At 75.7% G+C, this 21390-nt stretch carries 16 protein-coding genes; 9 read left to right on the top strand and 7 right to left on the bottom strand.

All coding sequences use genetic code 11. The annotated features are described in order from the left end of the window. Nucleotides 1-7 precede the first annotated feature (7 nt). The 4 genes from ABT127_RS24155 to ABT127_RS24140 all read right to left on the bottom strand — a co-directional run bounded on the left by ABT127_RS24155 (nt 8) and on the right by ABT127_RS24140 (nt 4321). The gene (locus ABT127_RS24155; protein WP_351453670.1) at nt 8-1027 is read right to left on the bottom strand and encodes a Gfo/Idh/MocA family protein; all 1020 of its coding nucleotides are present in this window, start codon (nt 1025-1027) and stop codon (nt 8-10) included. Further along, a complete protein-coding gene (locus ABT127_RS24150) occupies nt 1024-2118 on the bottom strand; it encodes a DegT/DnrJ/EryC1/StrS family aminotransferase (protein ID WP_502971773.1) in 1095 nt (364 codons plus the stop codon). The genes ABT127_RS24155 and ABT127_RS24150 overlap by 4 nt, the downstream gene beginning before the upstream one ends. A 101-nt stretch (nt 2119-2219) precedes the next feature. Beyond that, nucleotides 2220-3800 (bottom strand): glycosyltransferase family 39 protein, encoded by a 1581-nt coding sequence (locus ABT127_RS24145; RefSeq protein ID WP_351453665.1) that lies wholly within the window; start codon nt 3798-3800, stop codon nt 2220-2222. Nucleotides 3801-3907: 107 nt separating this feature from the next. Next, complete coding sequence (locus ABT127_RS24140) at nt 3908-4321, bottom strand: organic hydroperoxide resistance protein (RefSeq protein ID WP_351453662.1); 414 nt, start codon at nt 4319-4321, stop codon at nt 3908-3910. A 140-nt stretch (nt 4322-4461) separates the two neighbouring features. Between ABT127_RS24140 and ABT127_RS24135 the strand changes: the two genes are divergently transcribed. Genes ABT127_RS24135 through galE form a run of 4 tightly spaced genes read left to right on the top strand, consistent with a single transcriptional unit; the run spans nt 4462 to nt 8877 of the window. Continuing rightward, a complete protein-coding gene (locus ABT127_RS24135) occupies nt 4462-4956 on the top strand; it encodes a MarR family winged helix-turn-helix transcriptional regulator (RefSeq protein WP_351453659.1) in 495 nt (164 codons plus the stop codon). Between the two features lie 33 nt (nt 4957-4989). Continuing rightward, entirely contained in the window at nt 4990-6210 is a 1221-nt protein-coding gene (locus ABT127_RS24130) for a glycosyltransferase 87 family protein (protein ID WP_351453657.1), read from the top strand. Between the two features lie 47 nt (nt 6211-6257). Further along, nucleotides 6258-7853 carry a glycosyltransferase family 2 protein gene (locus ABT127_RS24125; protein WP_502971771.1) on the top strand — a complete coding sequence of 532 codons (1596 nt, stop codon included), beginning with the start codon at nt 6258-6260 and terminating at the stop codon, nt 7851-7853. Between the two features lie 46 nt (nt 7854-7899). Beyond that, nucleotides 7900-8877: a UDP-glucose 4-epimerase GalE gene (gene galE / locus ABT127_RS24120; RefSeq protein WP_351453655.1), complete on the top strand. Its 978-nt coding sequence runs from the start codon at nt 7900-7902 to the stop codon at nt 8875-8877. 51 nt (nt 8878-8928) lie between these two features. On the opposite strand, the gene ABT127_RS24115 is transcribed toward galE, so the two are convergent. Then, a complete protein-coding gene (locus ABT127_RS24115) occupies nt 8929-9666 on the bottom strand; it encodes an ABC transporter ATP-binding protein (RefSeq protein ID WP_502971770.1) in 738 nt (245 codons plus the stop codon). 222 nt (nt 9667-9888) lie between these two features. Here ABT127_RS24115 and ABT127_RS24110 point away from each other — a divergent pair, with 222 nt between their 5' ends. The 3 genes from ABT127_RS24110 (at nt 9889) to ABT127_RS24100 (ending at nt 16945) form a co-directional block, all read left to right on the top strand. After that, nucleotides 9889-13041 carry an FtsX-like permease family protein gene (locus tag ABT127_RS24110; RefSeq protein WP_351453652.1) on the top strand — a complete coding sequence of 1051 codons (3153 nt, stop codon included), beginning with the start codon at nt 9889-9891 and terminating at the stop codon, nt 13039-13041. Beyond that, nucleotides 13038-15860, top strand: a complete 2823-nt coding sequence (locus ABT127_RS24105) for an FtsX-like permease family protein (RefSeq protein WP_351453649.1) — start codon at nt 13038-13040, stop codon at nt 15858-15860. Before ABT127_RS24110 ends, ABT127_RS24105 begins: the two co-directional genes overlap by 4 nt. A 107-nt stretch (nt 15861-15967) precedes the next feature. Further along, nucleotides 15968-16945, top strand: a complete 978-nt coding sequence (locus tag ABT127_RS24100) for an ABC transporter ATP-binding protein (protein ID WP_351453646.1) — start codon at nt 15968-15970, stop codon at nt 16943-16945. Between the two features lie 237 nt (nt 16946-17182). Here ABT127_RS24100 and ABT127_RS24095 read toward each other — a convergent pair whose 3' ends face one another. Next, nucleotides 17183-18613 carry a threonine/serine exporter family protein gene (locus ABT127_RS24095; RefSeq protein WP_351453643.1) on the bottom strand — a complete coding sequence of 477 codons (1431 nt, stop codon included), beginning with the start codon at nt 18611-18613 and terminating at the stop codon, nt 17183-17185. A gap of 53 nt (nt 18614-18666) precedes the next feature. Beyond that, nucleotides 18667-19302, bottom strand: coding sequence for a TetR/AcrR family transcriptional regulator (locus ABT127_RS24090; protein WP_351453640.1), 636 nt, complete (start codon nt 19300-19302; stop codon nt 18667-18669). Between the two features lie 168 nt (nt 19303-19470). Here ABT127_RS24090 and ABT127_RS24085 point away from each other — a divergent pair, with 168 nt between their 5' ends. Together ABT127_RS24085 and ABT127_RS24080 are read left to right on the top strand one after the other, a co-directional pair. After that, the gene (locus ABT127_RS24085) at nt 19471-20391 is read left to right on the top strand and encodes an ABC transporter permease (RefSeq protein ID WP_351453637.1); all 921 of its coding nucleotides are present in this window, start codon (nt 19471-19473) and stop codon (nt 20389-20391) included. Next, entirely contained in the window at nt 20384-21262 is an 879-nt protein-coding gene (locus tag ABT127_RS24080) for an ABC transporter ATP-binding protein (RefSeq protein WP_502971769.1), read from the top strand. The genes ABT127_RS24085 and ABT127_RS24080 overlap by 8 nt, the downstream gene beginning before the upstream one ends. Nucleotides 21263-21390: the final 128 nt, after the last annotated feature.

Raw genomic sequence — 21390 nt, 5'->3', positions numbered from 1 at the left:
GGGACGGTCACGTCCCCGCCGCCTCCCGGCGGGCGGCCGGCAGCCGGACGGACACCCGCTCCCGGGCCGACTCCAGGACGGCCGCGGCGACCTCCACCGTCCGCAGCCCCTCGCGCAGGGTGACGATGCCGGACGGGCCGCCGCCCGCCACGGCGTCCCGGAACCGCTCGTGCTCCACCAGCAGCGGCTCCCGCTTCGGGGTCGCGTAGCGGATCATGTCGCCCTCGCTGACCCCGCGGAACGCCCGCAGCGCCTCCCACTCGGTGGTGACGGTGCCGTTGGCGTAGTAGGTCAGGTCCGCCGTGAGGGTGTCCGCGACGAAGCAGCCGCGCTCCCCCGTCACCGCGGTGAAGCGTTCCTTGAGCGGACTGAGCCAGTTGACGAGATGGCTGACGAGGGTGCCGTCGGCGAGGTCGCCGGTGACGGTGACCATGTCCTCGTACGCGCGGCCGCTCTTGCTGAGGGTGCGGGCCGACACCGACGCGTACTCCTGCCCCGTCACCCAGCCGGTGAGGTCGATGTCGTGCGTGGCCAGGTCCTTGACCACGCCGACGTCGGCGATGCGGTGCGGGAAGGGGCCCTGGCGGCGGGTGACGACCTGGAAGACCTCGCCGAGTTCGCCCGCCTCCAGACGGGCGCGGAGGTTCTGCAGCGCCGGGTTGAAGCGCTCGATGTGCCCGACGGCCGCGATCAGGCCCTGCGCCTCGAAGGCGTCGACGAGACGGCGGGCCGCGACCACCGAGTGCGCGAGGGGCTTCTCGATCAGGGCGCAGACGCCGTGCGCGGCGAGGGTCATGCCGACCTCTTCGTGCAGGGCGGTCGGGCAGGCGACGACGGCGTAGTCCGGGCGCAGGGCGAGGAGTTCGCCGAGGGTCGGCACGACCGGGGTGCCGTCGGCGAGGGCGCCGCCCGCCGGGTCCGCCGCGCCGACGAGGTCGACCCCGCCGAGGAGGCCGAGGACGCGGGCGTGGTTGCGGCCCATGGCGCCGAGGCCGACGAGCCCGGCGCGCAGTGGTGCCTTGCTCATCGCAGGCTCCCGGCGACGGAGTCGACGGCTTCCGCGATGTGCTCGATCTCGCGGTCGGTGACCCCGGGGTGGACCGGCAGCGACAGCACCTCGGCGGCCGCCCGGTCCGTCTCGGGCAGCCGGTCGCCGGTGCTGAAGGGGGCGAGGCGGTGGATCGGCGTCGGGTAGTAGGCGGCGCTGCCCACGCCCCGCGCGGCCAACTCCGCCTTGAACCGGTCCCGCTCCGGGACCCTCAGCGTGTACTGGTGGTAGACGTGCCGGGCGCCGTCGGCGACGTACGGCGTGGTCACCGCGTCGGAGGTGATCAGCGCGTCGAGCCGCTTGGCGTTGGCGCGGCGCCGCTCGGTCCACTCCGTCAGCCGGCCGAGCTGGACGCGCCCGACGGCGGCGTTCACGTCCGTCATCCGCATGTTGGCGCCGACGATCTCGTTGACGTACGGCTGCTCCATCCCCTGGTTGCGCAACAGCCGCAGGGTGCGGGCGAGTTCGGGGTCGGCCGTGGTGATCATGCCGCCTTCGAGGGCGTGCATGTTCTTGGTCGGGTAGAAGCTGAAGCAGCCCGCGACGCCGTGCGCCCCGGTCGGCCGGGCGTGCAGGGCCGCGCCGTGCGCCTGGCAGGCGTCCTCGACGAGGGCGAGGCCGTGCCGCTCGGCGATCGGGGTCAGGCGGTCCGTGGCGGCGGGGTGCCCGTACAGGTGCACCGGCATGATCGCCGCCGTGCGCGGGCCGACCAGTGCGGCGACGGTGTCCGGGTCGGCGCAGTACGTGCGCGGGTCGATGTCGGCGAAGACGGGTTCGGCGCCGACCAGGCGGACGGCGTTGGCGGTCGCGGCGAAGGAGAAGGACGGGACGATCACCTCGTCGCCGCCGCCGACACCGAGGGCGAGCAGGGTCAACTGGAGTGCGGAGGTGCCGGAGTTGACCGCGACGCAGGACCGCCCCTCGACCAGTGCGGAGAACTCCTCCTCGAACGCGGCCACTTCGGGCCCCTGGACGACGCGGCCGGTGCGCAGGACGCGTACGGCCGCCTCGATCTCGGCCTCCCCGATGACGGGGCGCGCGGGCGGGATCGGTTCGGGGGCCCCATGCATGGACATCACCGACATCACTGACATCACTCCGTCCGGAGATGACAACTTGGCGCGAGGTCAACTCCCCCGGGACGAACGGGGTTGTCCGGCCCCCGGCGCAATCACCCCTTCGGCTGAAGTGTCGGATAAGGCGAATTCCGGGGGCCGTCCGCCGCGTCCCGGGCCGCCGCGCATCCCGGCGCCGCGCCGCCCACCCGCTCGTACAGGCGCACCATGCCGCTCTGCCGGCGGTCCTGGCGGACGGTCCTGAAGTCCTCGCGCAGCACGTCGAGTTTGGCGGCGTCGGTGGCGGTGCGCGAGCGCCAGCCGGGGCGGGCGGCCTCCGCGTCGAAGTAGACCCACAGCCGGGGCAGACAGGCCATCCGGGCCCGCAGTTCGGCGGCGGGGACGTCCCGGCCGTAGAGGGTTCCGGAGCGGGCGCCGGAGGCCAGCAGGGACACGTCCCGGGTGCCTGCGACGGAGGCCGGGTAGGCCTCGGCGTACTTGCGGCCGGTCTTCGGGACGTACAACAGCGGCTCCCCCGGCTGCAGTTGGCGCGAGAGCATCCGGGCCACCGCGCCGAGGTCGTCGCGGCGGGCGTGGGCCGAGCGCTGGTGCTCCTGGAGCGGGAGCTGCGCGAGGAAGGCGACCGCGATCAGGCCGAGCCCGGCGAGCGCCGGGGCGGTCGCGGCGGGGGCCAGGCGCGGCACCCGGGACACCAGCGCCTCGGCGCCCGCGGCCACCAGGAGCGGCACCCCGGCGAAGGCGAAGAACGCGTAGCGCGGCGCGTACATCGGGTGCCACTGGGAGAGCGCCAGCAGGGTCAGCGGCGGCAGCAGCGCCAGCGGCAGCGCGGTCGCGACGATGCCGCACGCCCCCTGCGCGGCGCGGGCAGGGGGGCGGGAGACGGCGACCGCGATCAGGGCGAGGGTCGCCGCGTACAGCAGCCCGTGCCCGCCGGCCGCCGTCCGCAGCAGCGCCTCGGCGTCGGCGCGGTCGGGCCGCCGGATCCAGCCGACCTGCGCGCTCTGCCCCCGGGTCACCAGGACCAGCGGCAGCAGCGAGACGGCGGCGGCCGCGGCGGCCCCGGCCCAGCCGCGCCACACGCGCCGCGGCACCCGGGTGACGGCCAGGGTCACGGCGTGCGCGGGGATCAGCAGGACCGCGAACTCGTGCAGCCAGGCGGTCAGGGCGACGGCCGCGGCGTACGCGGCCCAGGCCCGCCCCGACGGCTCGCGCACCGCCCGCACGCACAGCAGCGTCGCGGCCGCGGCGCCGGCCGCGACGAGCGCGTAGGAGCGGCCCTCCTGCGCGTAGTACTGGGTGAACGGCGCGACGGCGTACAGCAGCCCGGCCCACAGTCCGGTCCTGGGGCGGACCAGCCGGGTGCCGACGGCGGCGACCAGACAGGCCGCCGCCGCGGCGCCGCACACCGACGGCAGCCGGAGCAGCACCTCGCCCGGGTGCAGCGGCAGCAGGAAGTGCATGAGCAGGTAGTACAGGCCGTGCACGGCGTCGATCGTGCCCAGCAGCCGCCACAGCTGCGGCAGGGAACGCGACGCGGCCATGACGGTGGCCGCCTCGTCCCGCCACATCGTCCCCCGGTCGAGCCCCCACAGTCCGAGGAGGAGGGCCACGGCACCGGGGACGGCGACGGCCAGGGCCCGGGCGCGTGCCGGCCCGGGGTGCGTGATCAGCGACATGTGCCGAGCCTGTACGACAGACCGACTATTCCGGGTGACGGCGGGGCACGTGCCGCACAACGTCACCCGTTCCTACGCGGTTGCCCGGCCCGCCCGCTCCGGCCCGCCTACTCGACGACGAGCTGCACGTCGATGTTGCCGCGGGTCGCGTTCGAGTACGGGCAGACCTGGTGGGCCTGCTCGACGAGCTTGCGGCCCGTCTCGGCGTCCACGGTGTCCGGCAGCTCCACGCGGAGCACGACCGCGAGGCCGAAGCCCTCGCCCTGCTTGCCGATGGAGACCTCGGCGGTGACGGCCGCGTCGGTGACGTCCACCTTGGCACCGCGCCCGACGAGGCCGAGCGCGCTGCCGAAACAGGCGGCGTAACCGGCGGCGAAGAGCTGCTCCGGGTTCGACCCCTGGCCGGAGCCGCCCATCGCGGTGGGCATGCCGAGCTGGAGGTCGATGACGCCGTCCGAGGAGACGGCGCGGCCTTCGCGGCCGTGGGTGGCGGTGGCGACGGCGGTGTAGATGGCGTCCATGGGGGGCCTGCCCTTCGAGAGCTGATGCGTCCGGCGGTCTCGTGCGTCCGCCTTCTCGCGTCCCTGACTTCTTACGTTCCTAAGTAGAGCACGCAATTCAATTGTGCACAACTGAATCGCCCGAGGATTACCCTGGAGCCATGACCCAGCGCGACGAGTACCTCCGCCTCGACCGGCAGATCTGCTTCTCGCTGAACGCCGCCTCGCGCGCGTTCGGCGGTGTCTACCGCGTCCTCCTCAAGGACCTGGGCCTCACCTATCCCCAGTACCTGGTGATGCTCGCGCTCTGGGAGGCCGGCGGCACGGGGCTCCCCGTCAAGCGGCTCGGCGAGCGGCTGCGGCTCGACTCGGGCACCCTCTCGCCGCTGCTCAAGCGCCTGGAGACGAACGGCCTGGTGCGCCGGGAGCGCAGCGCGCGGGACGAGCGGTCGGTGGTCGTGACGCTCACCGCGGCGGGCGTCGCCCTGAAGGAGCGGGCGGCCGAGGTGCCGCGCGCGATCGGGGCGGCCACCGGGTTCGACCTGGCCGAGCTGGACGACCTGAGGGCCCGCCTCAACCGCCTGACCGAGGCGCTGGACAGCGCGGAGATCCAGACCCTGGGTGACGCGCGCGCAGCGGACGGCGCGGACATTTAGGGATGCACCAGTCGGGACATACGCTCCCGAACCGTGACACTCGACACCAGACCGAGCCTCCCGGCCCCCGTCTTCGCCACCTGGGTCCGCCCGGGTCCGCTGGCCCGCGCCGCCCTCCCCGCCACCTGGCTGGCCACCCGCGCCGCGATGGTCCTGCTCCTGCTGTGGGACGGGCTCGGCACCGGCGGCGTGACCAGGGAGGTGACCGGGCTCTACACGCACTGGTACGGGATCCTCGCCCGGGGCGCGTTCCCGTCCGGCGACCCGCTCTGGCAGTACCCGCCCGGCGCGGGTCCGGTACTGCTGGCGCCCGGACTGCTCCCCCGGCTCGGCTATGTCCACGCGTTCGTGGCACTCACCCTCGCCGCCGACGCGCTCGTCACGTACGTCCTGGCCCGTGGCGGCCGGGAGCCGCGCGGCGCCTGGCTGTGGGTGGCGGGGCTGCCACTGCTCCTGCACATCCCGCTGGCCCGCTTCGACGTCCAGGTCACCGCGCTCGCCGTGCTCGCCCTGCTGGCCCAGTCGGCGGGACGCTCCCCCCGCACCGCGGGGGTCCTCGCGGCGCTCGGCGCCCTGGTGAAGGTCTGGCCGGCGCTGACCCTGCTGGGCGTGCCACGGGGGCGCTCGGCGAAGGAGGCGTGGACGGCGGCCGTCGCGTCGGGAGCCGCGCTCCTGCTCTTGCTCGCGTTCGCCTTCGACGCGCCGCTGTCGTTCCTGAGCGGGCAGAGCGGGCGCGGGGTGCAGATCGAGTCACTGGGCGGGACCGCGCTCATGATCGCCCGCCACGCCGGCTGGCCGGGCCGGGTCCGGTACCGGTACGGGGCGTTCGAGGTGGTCGGGCCGCACGTCGAACTGGTCGCGGCGGCCGCGCTGGCGCTCACCGTCGCGGCGTTCGGGGTGCTGCTGTGGTGGCGGACGCGGGCCCGTGCGTGGTCGGAGGCGACGCCGTACGACGCGGCCCTGTGCGCGGTGCTGATGTTCACCGTCACCAGCCGCGTCATCAGCCCGCAGTACCTGGTCTGGCTGCTCGGGCTCACCGCCGTCTGCCTCACCTCCCGGTACACCACGCAGGCCCGGGTGGCCCCGCTGATCCTCGCGGCGGCGGGCCTCAGCTCGCTCACGTACCCGGTGCTCTACGCGGACGTGCTCGCCGGGACCTGGACGGGCTGCGCGGTCACGGCGGCCCGCAACGCCCTGCTCGTCGGAGCGGTTTTCGTCTCGTTCCGTTCCCTCAAAAAAGGAACGAAGGAGTAAAACTTTCACCTTACCGGACATTTACCAACAACACCTAAGATTCAGCTGTGAAAATCCAGCCACCTCCCGCCGTGACGGTCGTCGTGATCGGTTTCGACGATGTCGCCCATGTCGCCGGCGCGGTGCGCTCGGCCCTCGCCCAGGGCCCGGTGGTGGCCGAGGTCATCGCGGTGGACGACTGCTCGACGGACGGCAGCGGCGCGCTCCTCGACGAACTGGCCGCTCAAGAGCCGCGGCTGACGGTCGTGCACCGCGAGCACAACAGCGGCGGCTGCGGCACCCCGCGCAACGACGGCCTGGCGCGCGCCACCCGCCCGTACGTGATGTTCCTCGACAGCGACGACGAACTGCCGCCCGGCGCGGTGGACGCGCTCGTCGGCGCGGCGGAGCGGCACGACGCGCAGGTCGCCGCCGGGCTGTGCGTGCGGCGCGAACTGCCGTCCGGGCGCGAGACGCCCTGGCAGCCGGAGCTGTACGCGCGGCCCGCCGTCGTCGCCCACCCCGCGCGGCGCAGACGCCTGGTCCAGGACACGCTGTGCGTCAACAAGCTGTACCGGACGGACTTCCTGCGCGGCCACGGCATCCGCTTCCCCGACGGGCGGTTCGTCTACGAGGACTTCGTGTTCACGGCGCGGGTGCTGGCCGCCGGGCCGCGCATGGCGCTGGTCCCCGACCCGGTCTACGTGTGGCACGTGCGCCGCACCGCCGACCGGCTCTCGATCTCCCTCGACCGGGCCTGCATCGACAACTGGCAGGCCCGGCTCGACGCCCATCGCACGGCCGTCGACATCCTGCTCGGGGCGGAGCAGAAGCGCCTCGCCCGAGCGGCACGGGCCCACTTCCTCGACCACTCGCTGCGCATGTACGCCCGTGAACTCGATCTGCGCGGACCCGAGTACCGCGCCGAGTGGTGGACCAGGACCCGCGGCTACCTGGAGACCTTCGACACCGCCGACTTCGAGCTCGCGCCCGCGCCGGGCCGGGTCGTCGGCCGGATCGTGCAGGCCACCGAGGAGCCGCGCGACCTGCCCCGCGTCAAGGAACTCGCCGCCCGCCCGGCCCGGCTCCTGCCGCCGTACGCGTACGCGCCCGACGGCACCCCCGCCTGGTCCGCGGAGCTGCCGCAGGTCTCGCTCGGCCATCTGCTGCACCGGCCGGTCCATCTGCTCCCGGTCGCCGTCGAGGGCGAGCTGCGGCCCGCCTCCCGCGGCACCCGGCTGTCCCTGCGCCTGCACGAGCTGTACGGGCGGGTCGCCGACGCCGGGCCGCGGGCGATCGACGTGGAGCTCGTCGACCGCGGCAGCGGCACCGTCGTCCAGCGCCGCACCGCGGCCGTCGCCGCCCTGCCCGGCCAGCAGTGGGAGACGACGGTCCTGCTCGACCTCTCCGCGCTCACCGGCTCCGGCACCTGGGACATCCGGCTCCGGCTGCGCTTCGCCGACGGCAGTCACCGCGACACCACCGCCCACGCCGTCCACGGCCCGGGGCTGCTGCGCCGCACCGCCGTTCCGAGCCGCCGCCACGGCGTGCTGCTCGCCCAGCCGTACGCCACCCACTCCGGCGCCCTCGCGCTGCGCACGGCGCCGGGACTGCACGGGGTGGTGTCGGTGGTACGGCGCAGGGCCCGCCGCCTGCTTCACTGACGCAAGGGCCTTGCACCCGTTCTCTGCACGAGGGGATCTCTCCGACATGACCTGGCTGATCACCGGCGGAGCCGGCTACATCGGCGCGCACGTGGTGCACGCGCTGCGCGCGGCGGGCGAACAGGCGCTCGTCTACGACGACTTGTCCACCGGTGTCGCCGACCGGGTGCCGTCCGACGTGGACCTGGTGGTCGGCTCGACCCTGGACCGGGCGCTCCTGGACCGCACCCTCGCCGGGCGCTCCGTCACCGGCGTCGTCCACCTCGCGGCCAAGAAGCAGGTCGGCGAATCGGTGGAGCGGCCGCTGCACTACTACCGGGAGAACGTCGAGGGACTGCGGGTGCTCCTCGGCGCGGTGACGGACGCCGGGGTCCGCGCGTTCGTGTTCTCCTCCTCCGCCGCCGTGTACGGGATGCCCGACGAGGACGCGCTGACCGGGGGTCTCGTCACCGAGGACACGCCCTGCGCGCCGATGTCCCCGTACGGCGAGACGAAGCTGGCCGGTGAGTGGCTGGTCCGGGCGACGGGCCGGGCCACCGGTCTCGCCACCGCGTCCCTGCGCTACTTCAACGTGGCGGGCGCCGCCTCGCCCGCGCTGGCCGACACCGGGGTCTTCAACATCGTCCCGATGGTCTTCGAGCGGCTCGTCGCCGGGGAGGCGCCGCGCATCTTCGGCGCCGACTATCCGACGCCGGACGGCACCTGCGTCCGCGACTACATCCACGTCGCCGACCTGGCCGAGGCCCATGTCGCCGCCGCGCGGCGGCTCGCCGGGGCGGCGCCGGGGACCGATCTCACGCTCAACATCGGGCGCGGGGTGGGGGTGTCGGTGCGCGAGATGATCGACACGATCAGCCGCGAGACGGGGCTGGACGTCCCGGCCGTCGTCCACGACCGCCGGGCCGGTGATCCGCCCCGCGTGGTCGCTTCCGCGGACCGGATCGCCGTCGAGCTGGGCTGGTCGGCCAAGCGCGATGTGCCGGAGATGGTGGCCTCGGCGTGGGCCGGGTGGCCGCACACCTGATCACGCGCTGCGCGTCGCCCTCCGGCCGGTGGCCACGACGAGAGCCGCGGGCTAGGAGTGGACCCGCGCCGTGCCGTCGGTGAGGTCCCAGACGTCGTCGGCCAGGTCCAGGAGGCGGGTGTCGTGGGTCGCGACGAGGGCCGTCACGCCCTCGCTGTCGACCACGGCCCGCAGCAGCTCCATGACGGCCACGCCGGTGTGCGCGTCGAGCTGGCCGGTCGGCTCGTCGGCGATGAGGAGGGCCGGACGGTTGGCCAGGGCCCGCGCGACGGCCACCCGCTGCTGCTGCCCGCCGGACAGCTCGTCCGGCCGCTGCCTGGCGTGGTCGGCCAGACCGACGAGGCCCAGCAGGACGCGGACCCGCTCGTCCCGCTCCTCGCGGGGCAGACTGCGCAACCGCAGCGGTACGCCGACGTTCTCGGCCGCCGTGAGCACCGGAAGCAGCCCGAAGCCCTGGAAGACGAACCCGATCCGGTCCCGGCGCAGTTCGCGCAGCCGCGCCTCCGGCAGACCGGACAGATCGGCCCCGTCCAGGAGGACCCGGCCGCGGTCCGGCCGGTCGAGCCCGCCGACGATGTTCAGCAGGGTCGTCTTGCCCGCGCCGGAGCGCCCGCGCACCGCGGTCAGCCGCCCGCGCCGGGCCGTCAGCGACACCCCGCGCAGCGCGTGCACCTCGGACCGCCCGCGCCCGTAGCTGCGGTGCACCTCCTCCACCCGCACCATCGGCTCCGACGCGTCGGGCCCGACAGCCGTCCGCACCGTTCCGTGTTCCGCCTCGTGCTCCGTCATCGCCCCACCCCGTCGCGGCCGTCGCCTTCCGCCCGGACGGCGCCCGTGCGCCCGCCACCGGACGGGCGGTCACCCTATGCGGACGCGCCGCCCGGGACAACGCCCGCCCACCGGCCGCCCGACCGTCCGGCCGGGCGAGGGTTATGATCCTCGCGCTCCGTATCGAACTGCCGTCCGGGGAACGGTGGTCTGCGGTGCGACGACCGGACGGGGGCGGTCCACGTGCTGGCCTGGGGAGTACGGCGCGTCCTCGCGCATCGGCTGCCGATCCTGGCCGCCGTCCTCGCGGTGACGCTCGCGGCCACCGTGCTCACCGCCCTGGCCGCCTTCTCCACCGCCGCGGGCGACGTCGCCCTGCGCCGCACGCTCGCCGCCGCCGACCACCGCGACGACACCGCGCTGACGATCACCGCCGACGTCCCCGACGGCGAGCGGAGCGCGGCCCGCGCCACGGTCGGACGGCAGGCCCGCGCCGCGTTCGCGGGGCTGCCCGTCACCGTCCGGGAGAGCGAACGCTCCGCCACCTACGGGCTGCCCGGCGGCGACCGCGACCACCCCGACCTCGCCCGGCTCGCCACCCTCGACCCGAGCCGGGTGCGCCTGGTCTCCGGCCGGCTGCCGTCGGCCGCGACCGGCGACGGCGTCGCCGTGGCCGTGCCCCGCATCGCCGCCGAACGCCTCGGCCTGCGCGCCGGCGACACCCTGGACCTCACCGGCCGCCTGGACTCGCGCACGCTGCGGGTCACCGTCACCGGCGTCTACGAGGCACGGGACACCGCCGATCCGTACTGGCGGCTCGATCCGCTCGGCGGGCGCGGCGCGGCCACCGTCTCCTTCACCACGTACGGGCCGCTGCTGGCCCCCGCCGCCGCCTTCACCTCGGGCCGGGTCACCACCGACAGCACCGCGTGGAGCGTCACCGCCGACACCGCCCGGCTGACCGTCGCCGACGCGGACGACCTGCGCGCCCACACCACCCGGGCCCGCACCGCGCTGCGCGAGGCGCCCGCGCTGGGCGGCTCCGCCGAGGTCACCACCGGGCTGCCCGCCCTCCTCGACGAGGCGGCGACGGCCCGTTCGGTCGCCGCGACCTCGCTGCTGACCGCCGCCGTGCACCTCGTCGTGCTGGCTCTGGGCGTCCTGCTGCTCGTCGCCCGGCTGCTGCGCGAGCGGCGCACCGCGGAGACGGTCCTGCTGCGCGCCCGCGGCGCCTCCACCCGCCGGCTCGCCGCCGTCGCCGCCGTCGAGGCGGGGTGCCTGGCGCTGCCCGCGGCGGCCGTCGCCGTGCTCGCCGCGCGTCCGCTGGCGGGTCTGTTCGCCGCCGACGCCGCGCACGCCCCGCTCACCGGGCCCGTGGTCCTCGTCGCGGCCCTGACCGCCCTCGCCGGGGCGGCCGTCGTCCTCGGGACCGCCACCCCGGCCCGGGACGAGAGCGCGAGCGGGCGGGCGCGCACCCTGCCGGGGCCCGTCCGGGCCGGCGCGGACGTCGCCCTCGCCGTGCTCGCCGCCGCGGCCTGGCTCCCGCTGCGCTCCGGCGACCGGCTCACCCCGGTCGCCGCCTTCGCCCCGGCCCTCACCCTCCTTGCCGGCACCGTGCTCATGCTGCGGCTCCTGCCGTGGGCGGCCCGCGCCGCCGAGCACCTCGCGGCCCGGCGCCGCGGTGCCGGGGCCGCCCTCGCCGGACGGCAGTTCGCCCGGCGCCCCGCGGTCGCCACCGCACCCGTCCTGCTGCTCGCCCTCGCCGTCGCCACCGGACTCCTCGCCACCGGGCAGAACGCCTCGTGGCGCACCTCGCAGCACGACCAGGCCGACCAGACGGCCGGCGCCCCGCTGCGCCTCGACGACCCGCGCCCGAGCGGCCCGGGACAGAGCGGCCGCGTGGACGCCGTACGGGGTCTGCGGACCGTGGCCCCCGTGCACCGCGCCGACACCGACCTGTCCGGCGGCGCACGGGCCACCGTCCTCGCCGCCGACACCACCGCCCTGCGCGCCGCCGCCCTGCCGGGGCCCGGCCTCGCCGACGACGCGCTCGCCCCGCTCACCGCCGCCCGCCCCGCCGCCGACGGCTCCCGCGTGACCCTCCCGAGGGACGCCCGTACGCTCCTGATCGACGCCAGGGCCGGATCGCGGGACGACCGGGCCCCGGCCGGGCGGGTGAGCGTTCTCGTCACCGACCGGCACGGCACCGCCTACCGGATCGCCGCGGGCGGACTCCCCGCCGACGGCCGCACCCACCGGCTCCGCGCCGCCCTCGACACCAGCGCGGACTCCGTCCGCGTCACCCCCGCGGGCCCGCTCACGGTCGTCGAGATCGGCGTCGAGAGCGGTGTACCGGTCCACGGCGGCACCGCCGACCTGCGCATCGAGGCACTGCGGACCACGGGCGCGGACGGCGGGTCCCGCGCCGTGCGGCTGCCCGCGGGCCCGGCCTGGAGCGCCGAGTCCACCGTGACCCGCGGCACCCTCGACGACCCGGCCCGCGCCCTGCGCCCGCGGGCCGCCGACGACGCGGTCGCGCTCTCCTACCCGACCGGCTCGGACGAGCTCGGCGACGCCACCCTCACGGTGCGGCTGCGTCCCGGCGAGCGGCCGCACGCGCCCGCCGCGCTGCCCGCCCTCGCCACCGACGCCTACCTGCGGGCCACCGGCGCCCGCGCGGGCGACACCGTCGACGTCACGCTCTCCGGCGAGTCCCTGCGGGTCAGGATCGCCGCCACCGCGCCCACCTTCCCGACCACCGGCACCGACGGCGCGCTCGTCATCGACCTCGCCGCCGCCGAGGCCTGGCTGGCCGCGCACGACCGCGACCCGCTCACCCCGACCGAGTGGTGGGCCGCGCCCGAAGCGGGACACACGGCACAGGCCGCGGCGAGGCTGCGCGCCGCCGTCCCGGGCGCCACCGTGACCGTCCGCGACGAGGTCGCCGCGCGGCTGCTCGCCGATCCGCTCAGCGGCGGTGTGCGGGGCGCGCTGTGGGCCACGGCCGCCGCCGCGGTCGTCCTCGCCGCCCTCGGGCTCGCGGCGGCCGGGGCGGGCACCGCCCGCGTCCGCCGCCCGGAGTTCGCGGTGCTGAGCGCCCTCGGGGCGCCGCGCCGGCTGCCCCTGCTGCTGGTCGCCGCCGAGAACGCCGCGCACCTGGTGACCGGCCTGGTCACCGGCACCGTCCTCGGCGTGCTGCTGGTCCACGCCGTGGTCCCGTACACCGTCCGTACCGCCACCGGCGCCCGGCCGGTGCCGACGGCGGTCACGGATCTGCCCGTCGCCCATGTCCTGGTGCTGCTCGCCGCCGTGGCCACCGTTCCCGTCGTGGTCACCGCCCTGCTCGCCCGCCACGCGGCCCGCACCCCGGCGGGCGCCGGAACGGAGCCCGCATGACCGTTCACCGTGCAGGAGACCCCGGCACCGTCGCGGCGCCCCCGCGTCCGGAGCCGCGTCCGGGGCGCGGGCACCGCGTCCCCGCGCCGCTGCTGCGGACCCGGTTGCGGGCCGCGCCCCGGGCGGCCGTCGCGCTCGCCGCGCTCGTCGGCGTGGTCGCCTTCCTCGCCGCGGCGCTGCCGCGCGCCGACGACACGGTCACGGCCCGCGCCCTGCGCTCGGCCCTCGACGCGGCCGGCCCCTCGCGGACCGCGATCGAGCTGACCGCCCCGCAGCCGTCGTTGGCGCTCTCGCCGCGCGACCGGGCGGCCGCCGTCGCGCCGGAGACGCTGGCCCGGGTGACGCAGCGGGCCGCCAAGCTGTTCCCCGCGCCGCTGGCCGCCGACGCGAGCGGCGCCATCACCGAGGTCCGCACCACCGACCAGCTCGTCGGCACCGATCCCGGCCTGCCCCGCCCGGAGGCCGTGCCGCCGCAGTTCAGCGTGCACGCGCTGAGCGGACTCGCCGAGCACGCCCGGGCGGTGAGCGGCAGGCTTCCGCGCGCTCCCCGCGACGCCACCGAGAACACCCGCACCGCCGAGGCCGCCGTCACCGAGGCCACCGCCCGCGCCCTCCACCTGCGCGTCGGCAGCACCGTGCACACCGCCCACACGAACGGCGCGCCCGGCCCCGAGTTCACCATCAGCGGCGTCCTGCGGGCGCGCGAACCGAGCGGCCCGTACTGGTCGGCCGACACCTCGCTGCGCACCCCGGGCCTCGCCGCCACCAGCGGCAAACCGCCGTCGCTGTACTGGTCCGCCGCGCTGCTGCTGCCCGCCGAGGCCGCGCCCGTGCTGCTCGGCACCCAGACCCAGCCGGAGCTGGTCTGGCGCTTCGCCCCCGACACCGACGGGCTCACCGGCGCCGACGCCGACGGCCTGGTCCGCGCCACCGCGTCGCTCCAGAACGGTCCCGCCGCGCTGCGCCTGCGCGCGGTCGCGGGTCCCACCGCCGACGTCACCACCGGGCTCGGCGCCGTCGTCACCGGTCACACCCGGCTGCGCGACGCGCTGCGCCCGCTGGTCACGGCGGGCCTCACCGGAGCCGCCGCCGTCGCCGCCCTCGTCCTGATCGCCGCGGCGGCCGTGCTCACCCGCCGCCGCGCCGGCGAACTGGCCCTGCTGCGGGCCCGGGGCGCCGGTCTCATCTCACTGGCCGCCCGGACCGCCGCCGAGACGGCCGTGTGCGCGCTGCCCGCGGCGGCGCTCGGTCTCCTGCTCGCCCGGCTGGCGCTGCCCGAGGGCCGCGACGCCCCCGCCGCGCTCGCCGTGGCGGCCGCCGCCGGACTCGTCTGCGCGGTGCCGCCCCTGCTCGTCCTCGCCGGCCACCGGGTGCCGCGCGTGCTCGACGAGCGGGAGGACCTCGCCGATGTCCGGCCGGGCCGCCGCCGGCTCGTCCTCGAAGCGACGGCCGTCCTGCTCACGGCCGGGTCGCTCGTGGCGCTGCGCACCACCGACGCGGACTCGACGGCCGCGGTCGCCGCCGCGCCCGTGCTCACCGCGCTGCTCGGCGCGCTCGTGCTGCTGCGCCTGACACCGCCGCTGCTGCGCCGGGCCGCCCGGTCCGCGGCCCGGCTGCGCGGCTCCGTGGTGTTCCTCGCGCTGGCCCGGGCCGGGCGGGCGCCCGCCGCCACCGCCTTCCCGCTCTGCGCCCTCGTGATCGCCCTGACCACGGCGGCGTTCGGCGGGTCCGTGCTGACCGGCACCACCGCCGCCCGGGACCGGGCGGCGATGCTCGGCACCGGCGCCGACGCCCGCGCCGACGTCCTGGGCAGCGGAGGACGGCTGGCCGCCGGGGCGTCCCGGGCCGTCGCCGCGCTGCCCGGCGTCCGCACGGTCACGGCGGTCGGCGCCGACCGCGACGCGCAGGCGGAGGGCTCCGCCTTCACCGCCGTCGCCGTCCCCGCCGACGCGTACGCGCGTCTGGCCCGCTCCACCGGCCTCGGCGGCTTCGCGCCGGACGACCTCGGCGCCCGCTCGGGTGCCGTGGGCGCGGTCGCCTCACCCCAGCTCGCCCGGCGGCTGGGCACGGGAGCGCACGAGATCGAGGTGTTCGGCCGGACCGTCACCGTGCGCGTCACCGCCGTCCGGACGACCACCCCGGCCGTCCCCGGCGGCGCCTTCCTCGTCCTGGACCGAAGCAGGCTGTCCGCGCCGGCCGGCGTGACGAGCCTGCTGGTCACCGGCGCCCCGGCCAGTGCCCAGGCCCTCGAACGCGCGGCCCGCACCGGGTCCTCCGCGCAGGTGCGCGCCGTGCTCCGCTCCGACGCCCGGGCGCAGTACGCCTCTTCGCCCCTGCAGAAGGGCAGCGTCCTCGTCTACGCCGCCGCCGTCGCGGCCGCGGGCGCGTTCGCCGCGCTCGCTCTCGCGCTGTCCCTGCTGCACGACGCCGCCGCCCGCACCGCGTTCCTCGGCCGGCTGCGCACGCTGGGGCTCGGCGTGCGGCAGGGCCGCTGGCTCGCGCTGCTGGAGGCGGTGCCGCTCGCGGCGACCGCGGCCGTCGGCGGCGCCGTGGCCGGCTGGGCCGCAATCGCCCTCGCGGGCCCGGCCGTCGACCTGCGGCTGCTCGCGCTCGGACCGGACCGCGCCGGGCAGGACGGTGCGGCCGTCCCCGAGGACTTCCACCCCGCGCTGTCCGCCGACCCGGCCGCGCTGGCGCTGCCCGCCGTCGCGGTGCTGGTGCTCGCCGCGCTCGTGACGGTCCTTCAGGCCCGCCGCACGGGCGACCGCCCCGCCCGCCGCCCGCGCACCGCCGCGCCCGCCCCGCCCGAACGCCCATAAGACCCGCAGGCCCCGTACGCAGAACCCGTAGACCCCGTAGACCCCGTAGACCCCGTAGACCTCGTAAGCCCCGTGAAAATCGTGAGACCTGTGAGAGGGGAGTCCTCATGACCGTGCCACCGCCCTCGGACGGCGCCCGCGGCCCCAGCAGCCTGGCCGAGCTGGAGGCGCGGGCCGGAAGGGAACGCCCCGCCCACGGCCAGGACGCGCTCGTCGTCTGCGACCGTCTCGTCCGGGTCTTCACCGCCGACGGCGTCGAGGTCCAGGCCCTCCAGGGCCTCGACCTCCTGGTCCGGGAGGGCGAGCTGACCGCTCTCGTGGGCGCCTCCGGCAGCGGCAAGTCGACGCTGATGAACATCCTGGCGGGCCTCGACGTGCCGACCGCCGGTGCCGCCCGGGTCGCGGGCCGCGATCTGCTGACCATGGGCTCCCGCGACCGGCTCGCCTACCGGCGGGCGACCGTCGGCTTCGTGTGGCAGCGCACCTCCCGCAACCTCGTGCCGTACCTGGACGCGGCGCAGAACGTCGCCCTGCCCATCCGGCTCGCGGGGCGCGGCGGCCGCAAGGCCCGTACGGCGGCGGCGCGGCGCGCGCACGACCTGCTCGCCCTGCTGGGCGTCGCCGACCGCGCCGACCGCCGCCCCGCCGCGCTCTCCGGCGGCGAACAGCAGCGCGTCGCCATCGCGGTCGCGCTCGCCAACGATCCCTCACTGCTCCTCGCCGACGAGCCGACGGGCGAGCTGGACTCGGCGACGGCCGCCGACGTCTTCGCCGCGTTCCGCCGGGCCAACGACGAGCTCGGCACCACCGTGCTCGTGGTGACGCACGACCAGGCCGTGGCGAACGAGGTCCGCCGCACGGTCGCCATCCGCGACGGCCGCACCTCCACCGAGACGCTGCGCCGCACCACCGTCGACGAGGGGGGCCGCACCTCGGTGGAGGCCCGCGAGTACGCGATGCTCGACCGCGCGGGCCGCCTCCAGCTGCCGTCGGAGTACGTCGACTCCCTGTCGATGGAACACCGCGTCCTGCTCCAGCTGGAACAGGACCACATCGGCGTCTGGCCGGACGAACCCCAGCCGTGAGGTCTTCGGGCCGCGGCTCTCGTCGTGGCTGGTCGCGCAGTTCCCCGCGCCCCTGAGGCAGCGCTTCGCGCGCCTCCCCCGGGGCGGGCGGCGGACCGATGAGATGCCGCACGAAGTGCGCATCTCAGGGGCGCGGGGAACTGCGCGACCAGCCACGGCGCAAGCGGCACCCGCGCACCGGCCACCACTCCGCAGACGCCCCGGCGCAGAACACCCGGGCTCCCCGACCGGCCCCCTTCACCCCGAACCGAACCCCCGCCGAACCCTGCGCACCAACTGCCCCACCTCCCCCGACAACCCCACCCCGACCGCCAGCGCCAGCGTCACGGCCGCCACGTTCACCAGCCCCCCGAGCCCCTGCGTGGTCCGGCCGGAGGCGAGCGCGGTCAGGGAGATGTACAGCACCCCGCCCGGCAGCAGCGGCGCGATCCCGGGCACGACCAGCGGCAGCGCGGACTCCCGTCGCCGCCGCGCCACCCAGTGCCCGGCGCAGCCGACCACGGTGGCGACCAGCGCCGTACCGACCAGCGCGGACAGCCCCAGCACCCGGAACTCGACGGACACCACGAACCCGACGACCCCGAGCAGCGCGGCCGTCGGCCAGTCCCGCCGCGGGGTCCGCGCCCGCGCCGCCACCGCGACGGCGAACACGACGACGCCCACCACCGGGGCCCCCAGATACTCGGCGCGGCTGACCCGCGGCACCAGCGCCACCCCGAGCCCGAACAGATCCCCGGCGCCGAGCACGACGACCACGCCGGTGACGACGGCCGCGAACACCAGCACCGCGTCGCACAGCCGCCCGATCGCGGTCAGGTAGTGCCCGGTCAGCGCGTCCTGCACGGCGCTGACGAACGTCACGGTGGGCAACAGGCCGAGGACTCCGGCGACCACGATGGCCGGCACCGCGGACGGCGGCGCGGCCCGGCTCACCGCGAGGGCGATCACGGCGGCCGGCATCGAGGCGACGGCGAAGCGGTAGAAGGCGGGCACCCCGTGCCGCCCGAGCCAGCCGCACAGCAGCGCCCCGAGCAGCCCGGCGACGAACGCGCACAGCGGCGAGCGCAGCCCGCCGCCGAAGACCAGCGCGGCCCCGGCCGCCACGATCCCGGTCTGCACCGGCACCCGGTACCGCGCCCACCGGCCCCCATTCTCCGGCGCGTCGAGGATCCGCCCGGCCTCGGCCCGCGCCTCCTCCAGCGAGAGCTGCCGCGCGCCGATGCGGTCCACCAGGCGGTGGACCCGGCCGAGCGCGCTGTAGTCGATGCCGTGCTTGCGGATGACGCGGCGGGCGTGCAGCGGGGTGAGTTCACCGGGCGCGTACCCGGACAGGGAGACCTCGGCGAGCATGACGCCCGGTTCGCAGTAGCTGATTCCGTACGTCTCGGCGGTCACCAGCATCCCGGCGACGGCCTCCTCGGCCGATCCCCCGTACGACAGGAGCGCCTCGCCGAGCCGGACGGCGAGGTCGGCGACGCGGACCCCGTAGGCCTCCATGTCGGCCCGCCCGTCGTCGTGCAGCAACTCGCCCGCGTAGCCGTAACTTCGGGTGGGTTCGAGACCGCGCAGCCGCGGCAGGGCGCGGTTCAGCCAGGGGGTGTCGGTACGGGGGACGCGGTGGCGGGCGGCCTTGGCGGCGCCGGCCGATGTGTCGGTCGTCACGGGCATACGAAACGAGCGTAACGGACATTTAGCCCATTTGGGCCTACACCCTCACGGCATCACAACGCCTTGAGCGCCGCCGCGGTCGCCGTCGCGAGCCGCTTCAGATGCCCCTTGGGCAGCTCGGGCGTGCGCACCACCACCGAGCGCCAGTACAGCGGGCCGGAGATCAGGTCGAGCGCCAGCTCCTCGTCGAGGCCCGCGCGCAGCTCACCGCGCTCCACCGCCGCCCGCACGATCCCGCTCGCCACCCCGTGCTGGCCCTCGCGCAGGGCCTTCTGCATCGCGTCGGCGATCTCGGGGTTGCGGGCCGCCTCCGCCTGGAGGTCGGGGATGATCTGGCCGGCCACGGGGTGGCGCAGCGCCCGGGACGTGACCCGGTAGAGGAGCAGCAGGTCCTCCTGGAGGGAGCCGGTGTCGGGGGCGGGCAGCCCCTGCACCGCTATCGCGGAGACCAGGTCGAGGACGAGGTGCAGCTTGGAGCGCCAGCGGCGGTAGACGGCCGTCTTGCCGACCCCGGCGCGGCGCGCGATGCCCTCGATGGACATCCGGGCGTAGCCGACGGAGGCCAGCTCCTCGAAGACGGCGGCCCGGATGGCGTCCGTCACGTCCTCGCGCAGGACGGCGGCCCCTGCGGGGGCCCGGCGACGCGTCGGCTTTGCCTTCTGCTGGGCGGGGTCGGCGTTGGTCGTCATATGGCAAAGCATAGGCGCGTAACGACGAAACGGTTGCGTTGCGACGTCGATCCGCCCTATCGTCATCGCCACCACGAGACGACGATACGGACCCGTCCCGACGTAAACGGGAGGTGAACGCCCGCCGTCGTCGTCCCTTCACCGAAGCCATCGAAGAAAGCAGCGGACGTGAGCCAGGTCCTGGACACACCTCCCACGCCGGCACCCCCGGCCGCCGCCACCGAGGACGCCGCGGCCCTCGCCGCCCGGTACGGCCTGAGCGTCAGCGGCGCCCGCCCCACGCTCTCCGCGTACGTGCGGCAGCTGTGGGCGCGGCGGCACTTCATCACCGCCTTCGCCACCGCCAAGCTGACGTCGCAGTACAGCAAGTCGAGCCTGGGCCAGCTGTGGCAGGTGCTGACCCCGCTCCTCAACGCGGCGGTCTACTACTTCATCTTCGGCGTCATCCTGAAGACCTCCAGAGGCGTCCCGGACTACATCCCGTTCCTGGTGACCGGGGTGTTCATCTGGACGTACACCCAGAGCTCGGTGATGTCCGGTGTGCGGGCGATCTCCGGCAGCATGGGCCTGGTGCGCGCCCTGCACTTCCCGCGCGCCTCGCTGCCGCTGTCGTACTGCCTCCAGCAGCTCCAGCAGCTGCTGTTCTCGATGGTCGCGCTGATCGTGATCCTGCTGGCGTTCGGCGTCCCGCCGGGTCCGTCCTGGATCCTGGCGCTGCCCGCCCTGGCCCTGCAGTCGGTCTTCAACGCGGGCCTGGCCCTGGTCATGGCGCGGCTCGGCGCCCGCACCCCCGACCTCAACCAGCTGATGCCGTTCATCCTGCGCGTGTGGATGTACCTGTCCGGCGTGATGTTCAGCCTCAGCGACAAGCTGCCGAAGACCGACCTCCCCGTGGCCGTCCAGCAGGCCGTGCAGCTCAATCCGGTCGCGGTCTACATCGACCTGATGCGCTTCGCCCTGATCGACAGCTTCACGGCGGACAACCTCCCGCCGCACATCTGGGCCTTCGCCGTGGGCTGGGCACTGCTCGCCGGCGTCGGAGGGTTCATCTACTTCTGGAAGGCAGAGGAGACGTACGGCCGTGACTGAGACGACCATCCTCCGCGAGGAGACCCCGCACCCCGAGGACAAGCGCCCCGAGCGCGTCCCCACCGTCATCGTCGACGGCGTCGACATCGTCTACCGGGTCAACGGCACCGGCGCGGGCCGCGGCACCGCGACCGCCGCCCTCAGCCGCATCCTGCGCGGCCGCAAGAAGGTCGAGCGGCGCGCGGGCGTCCGCAAGGTCCACGCCGTACGGAACGTGTCGTTCACCGCCTACCGCGGCGAGGCCATCGGCCTGATCGGCACCAACGGTTCGGGCAAGTCGACCCTGCTCAAGGCCGTCGCCGGACTGCTGCCCACGGAGAACGGCCGGATCTTCACCGACGGCCAGCCCTCCCTGCTCGGGGTGAACGCCGCGCTGATGAACGACCTCACCGGCGAGCGCAACGTCCGGCTCGGCGGCCTCGCCATGGGCATGAGCCGCGAGCAGGTCCGCGACCGCTACGACGAGATCGTCGACTTCTCCGGCATCAACGACAAGGGCGACTTCATCACCCTGCCGATGCGCACGTACTCGTCGGGCATGGGGGCACGGCTCCGCTTCTCCATCGCCGTCGCCAAGGAGCACGACGTCCTCCTGGTCGACGAGGCCCTGGCCACCGGCGACCGCTCCTTCCAGAAGCGCTCCGAGCAGCGCATCAAGGAGCTGCGCGAGCGCGCGGGCACCGTCTTCCTGGTGAGCCACAGCAACAAGTCGATCCGGGACACCTGCGACCGGGTGCTCTGGCTGGAGCGCGGCGAGCTGCGGATGGACGGACCCACGGAGGAGGTCCTCGCCGCGTACGAGGCGTTCACCAACCCGGCCAAGAAGCCCAAGAGCCCCACCGCCGGAAAGAAAGACACAAAGGGAACCTGACCCCTTCGGCCCGCCTCTTCCCCCATGAGGCCCAGTAGAGGCACAACTGCACTTACCCTTTTGTCCGCTTAGTGCAAATATGACTCATGGGCGGTGACCAGAAGAGGGCGAAGAAGAGGCAAGGAGTC

The sequence above is a fragment of the Streptomyces sp. NPDC001904 genome (assembly GCF_040297005.1).
Lineage (GTDB): Bacteria > Actinomycetota > Actinomycetes > Streptomycetales > Streptomycetaceae > Streptomyces.
The sequence above is the reverse complement of the archived record's forward strand: the minus strand, read 5'-3'. Positions and strand labels throughout refer to the sequence as shown.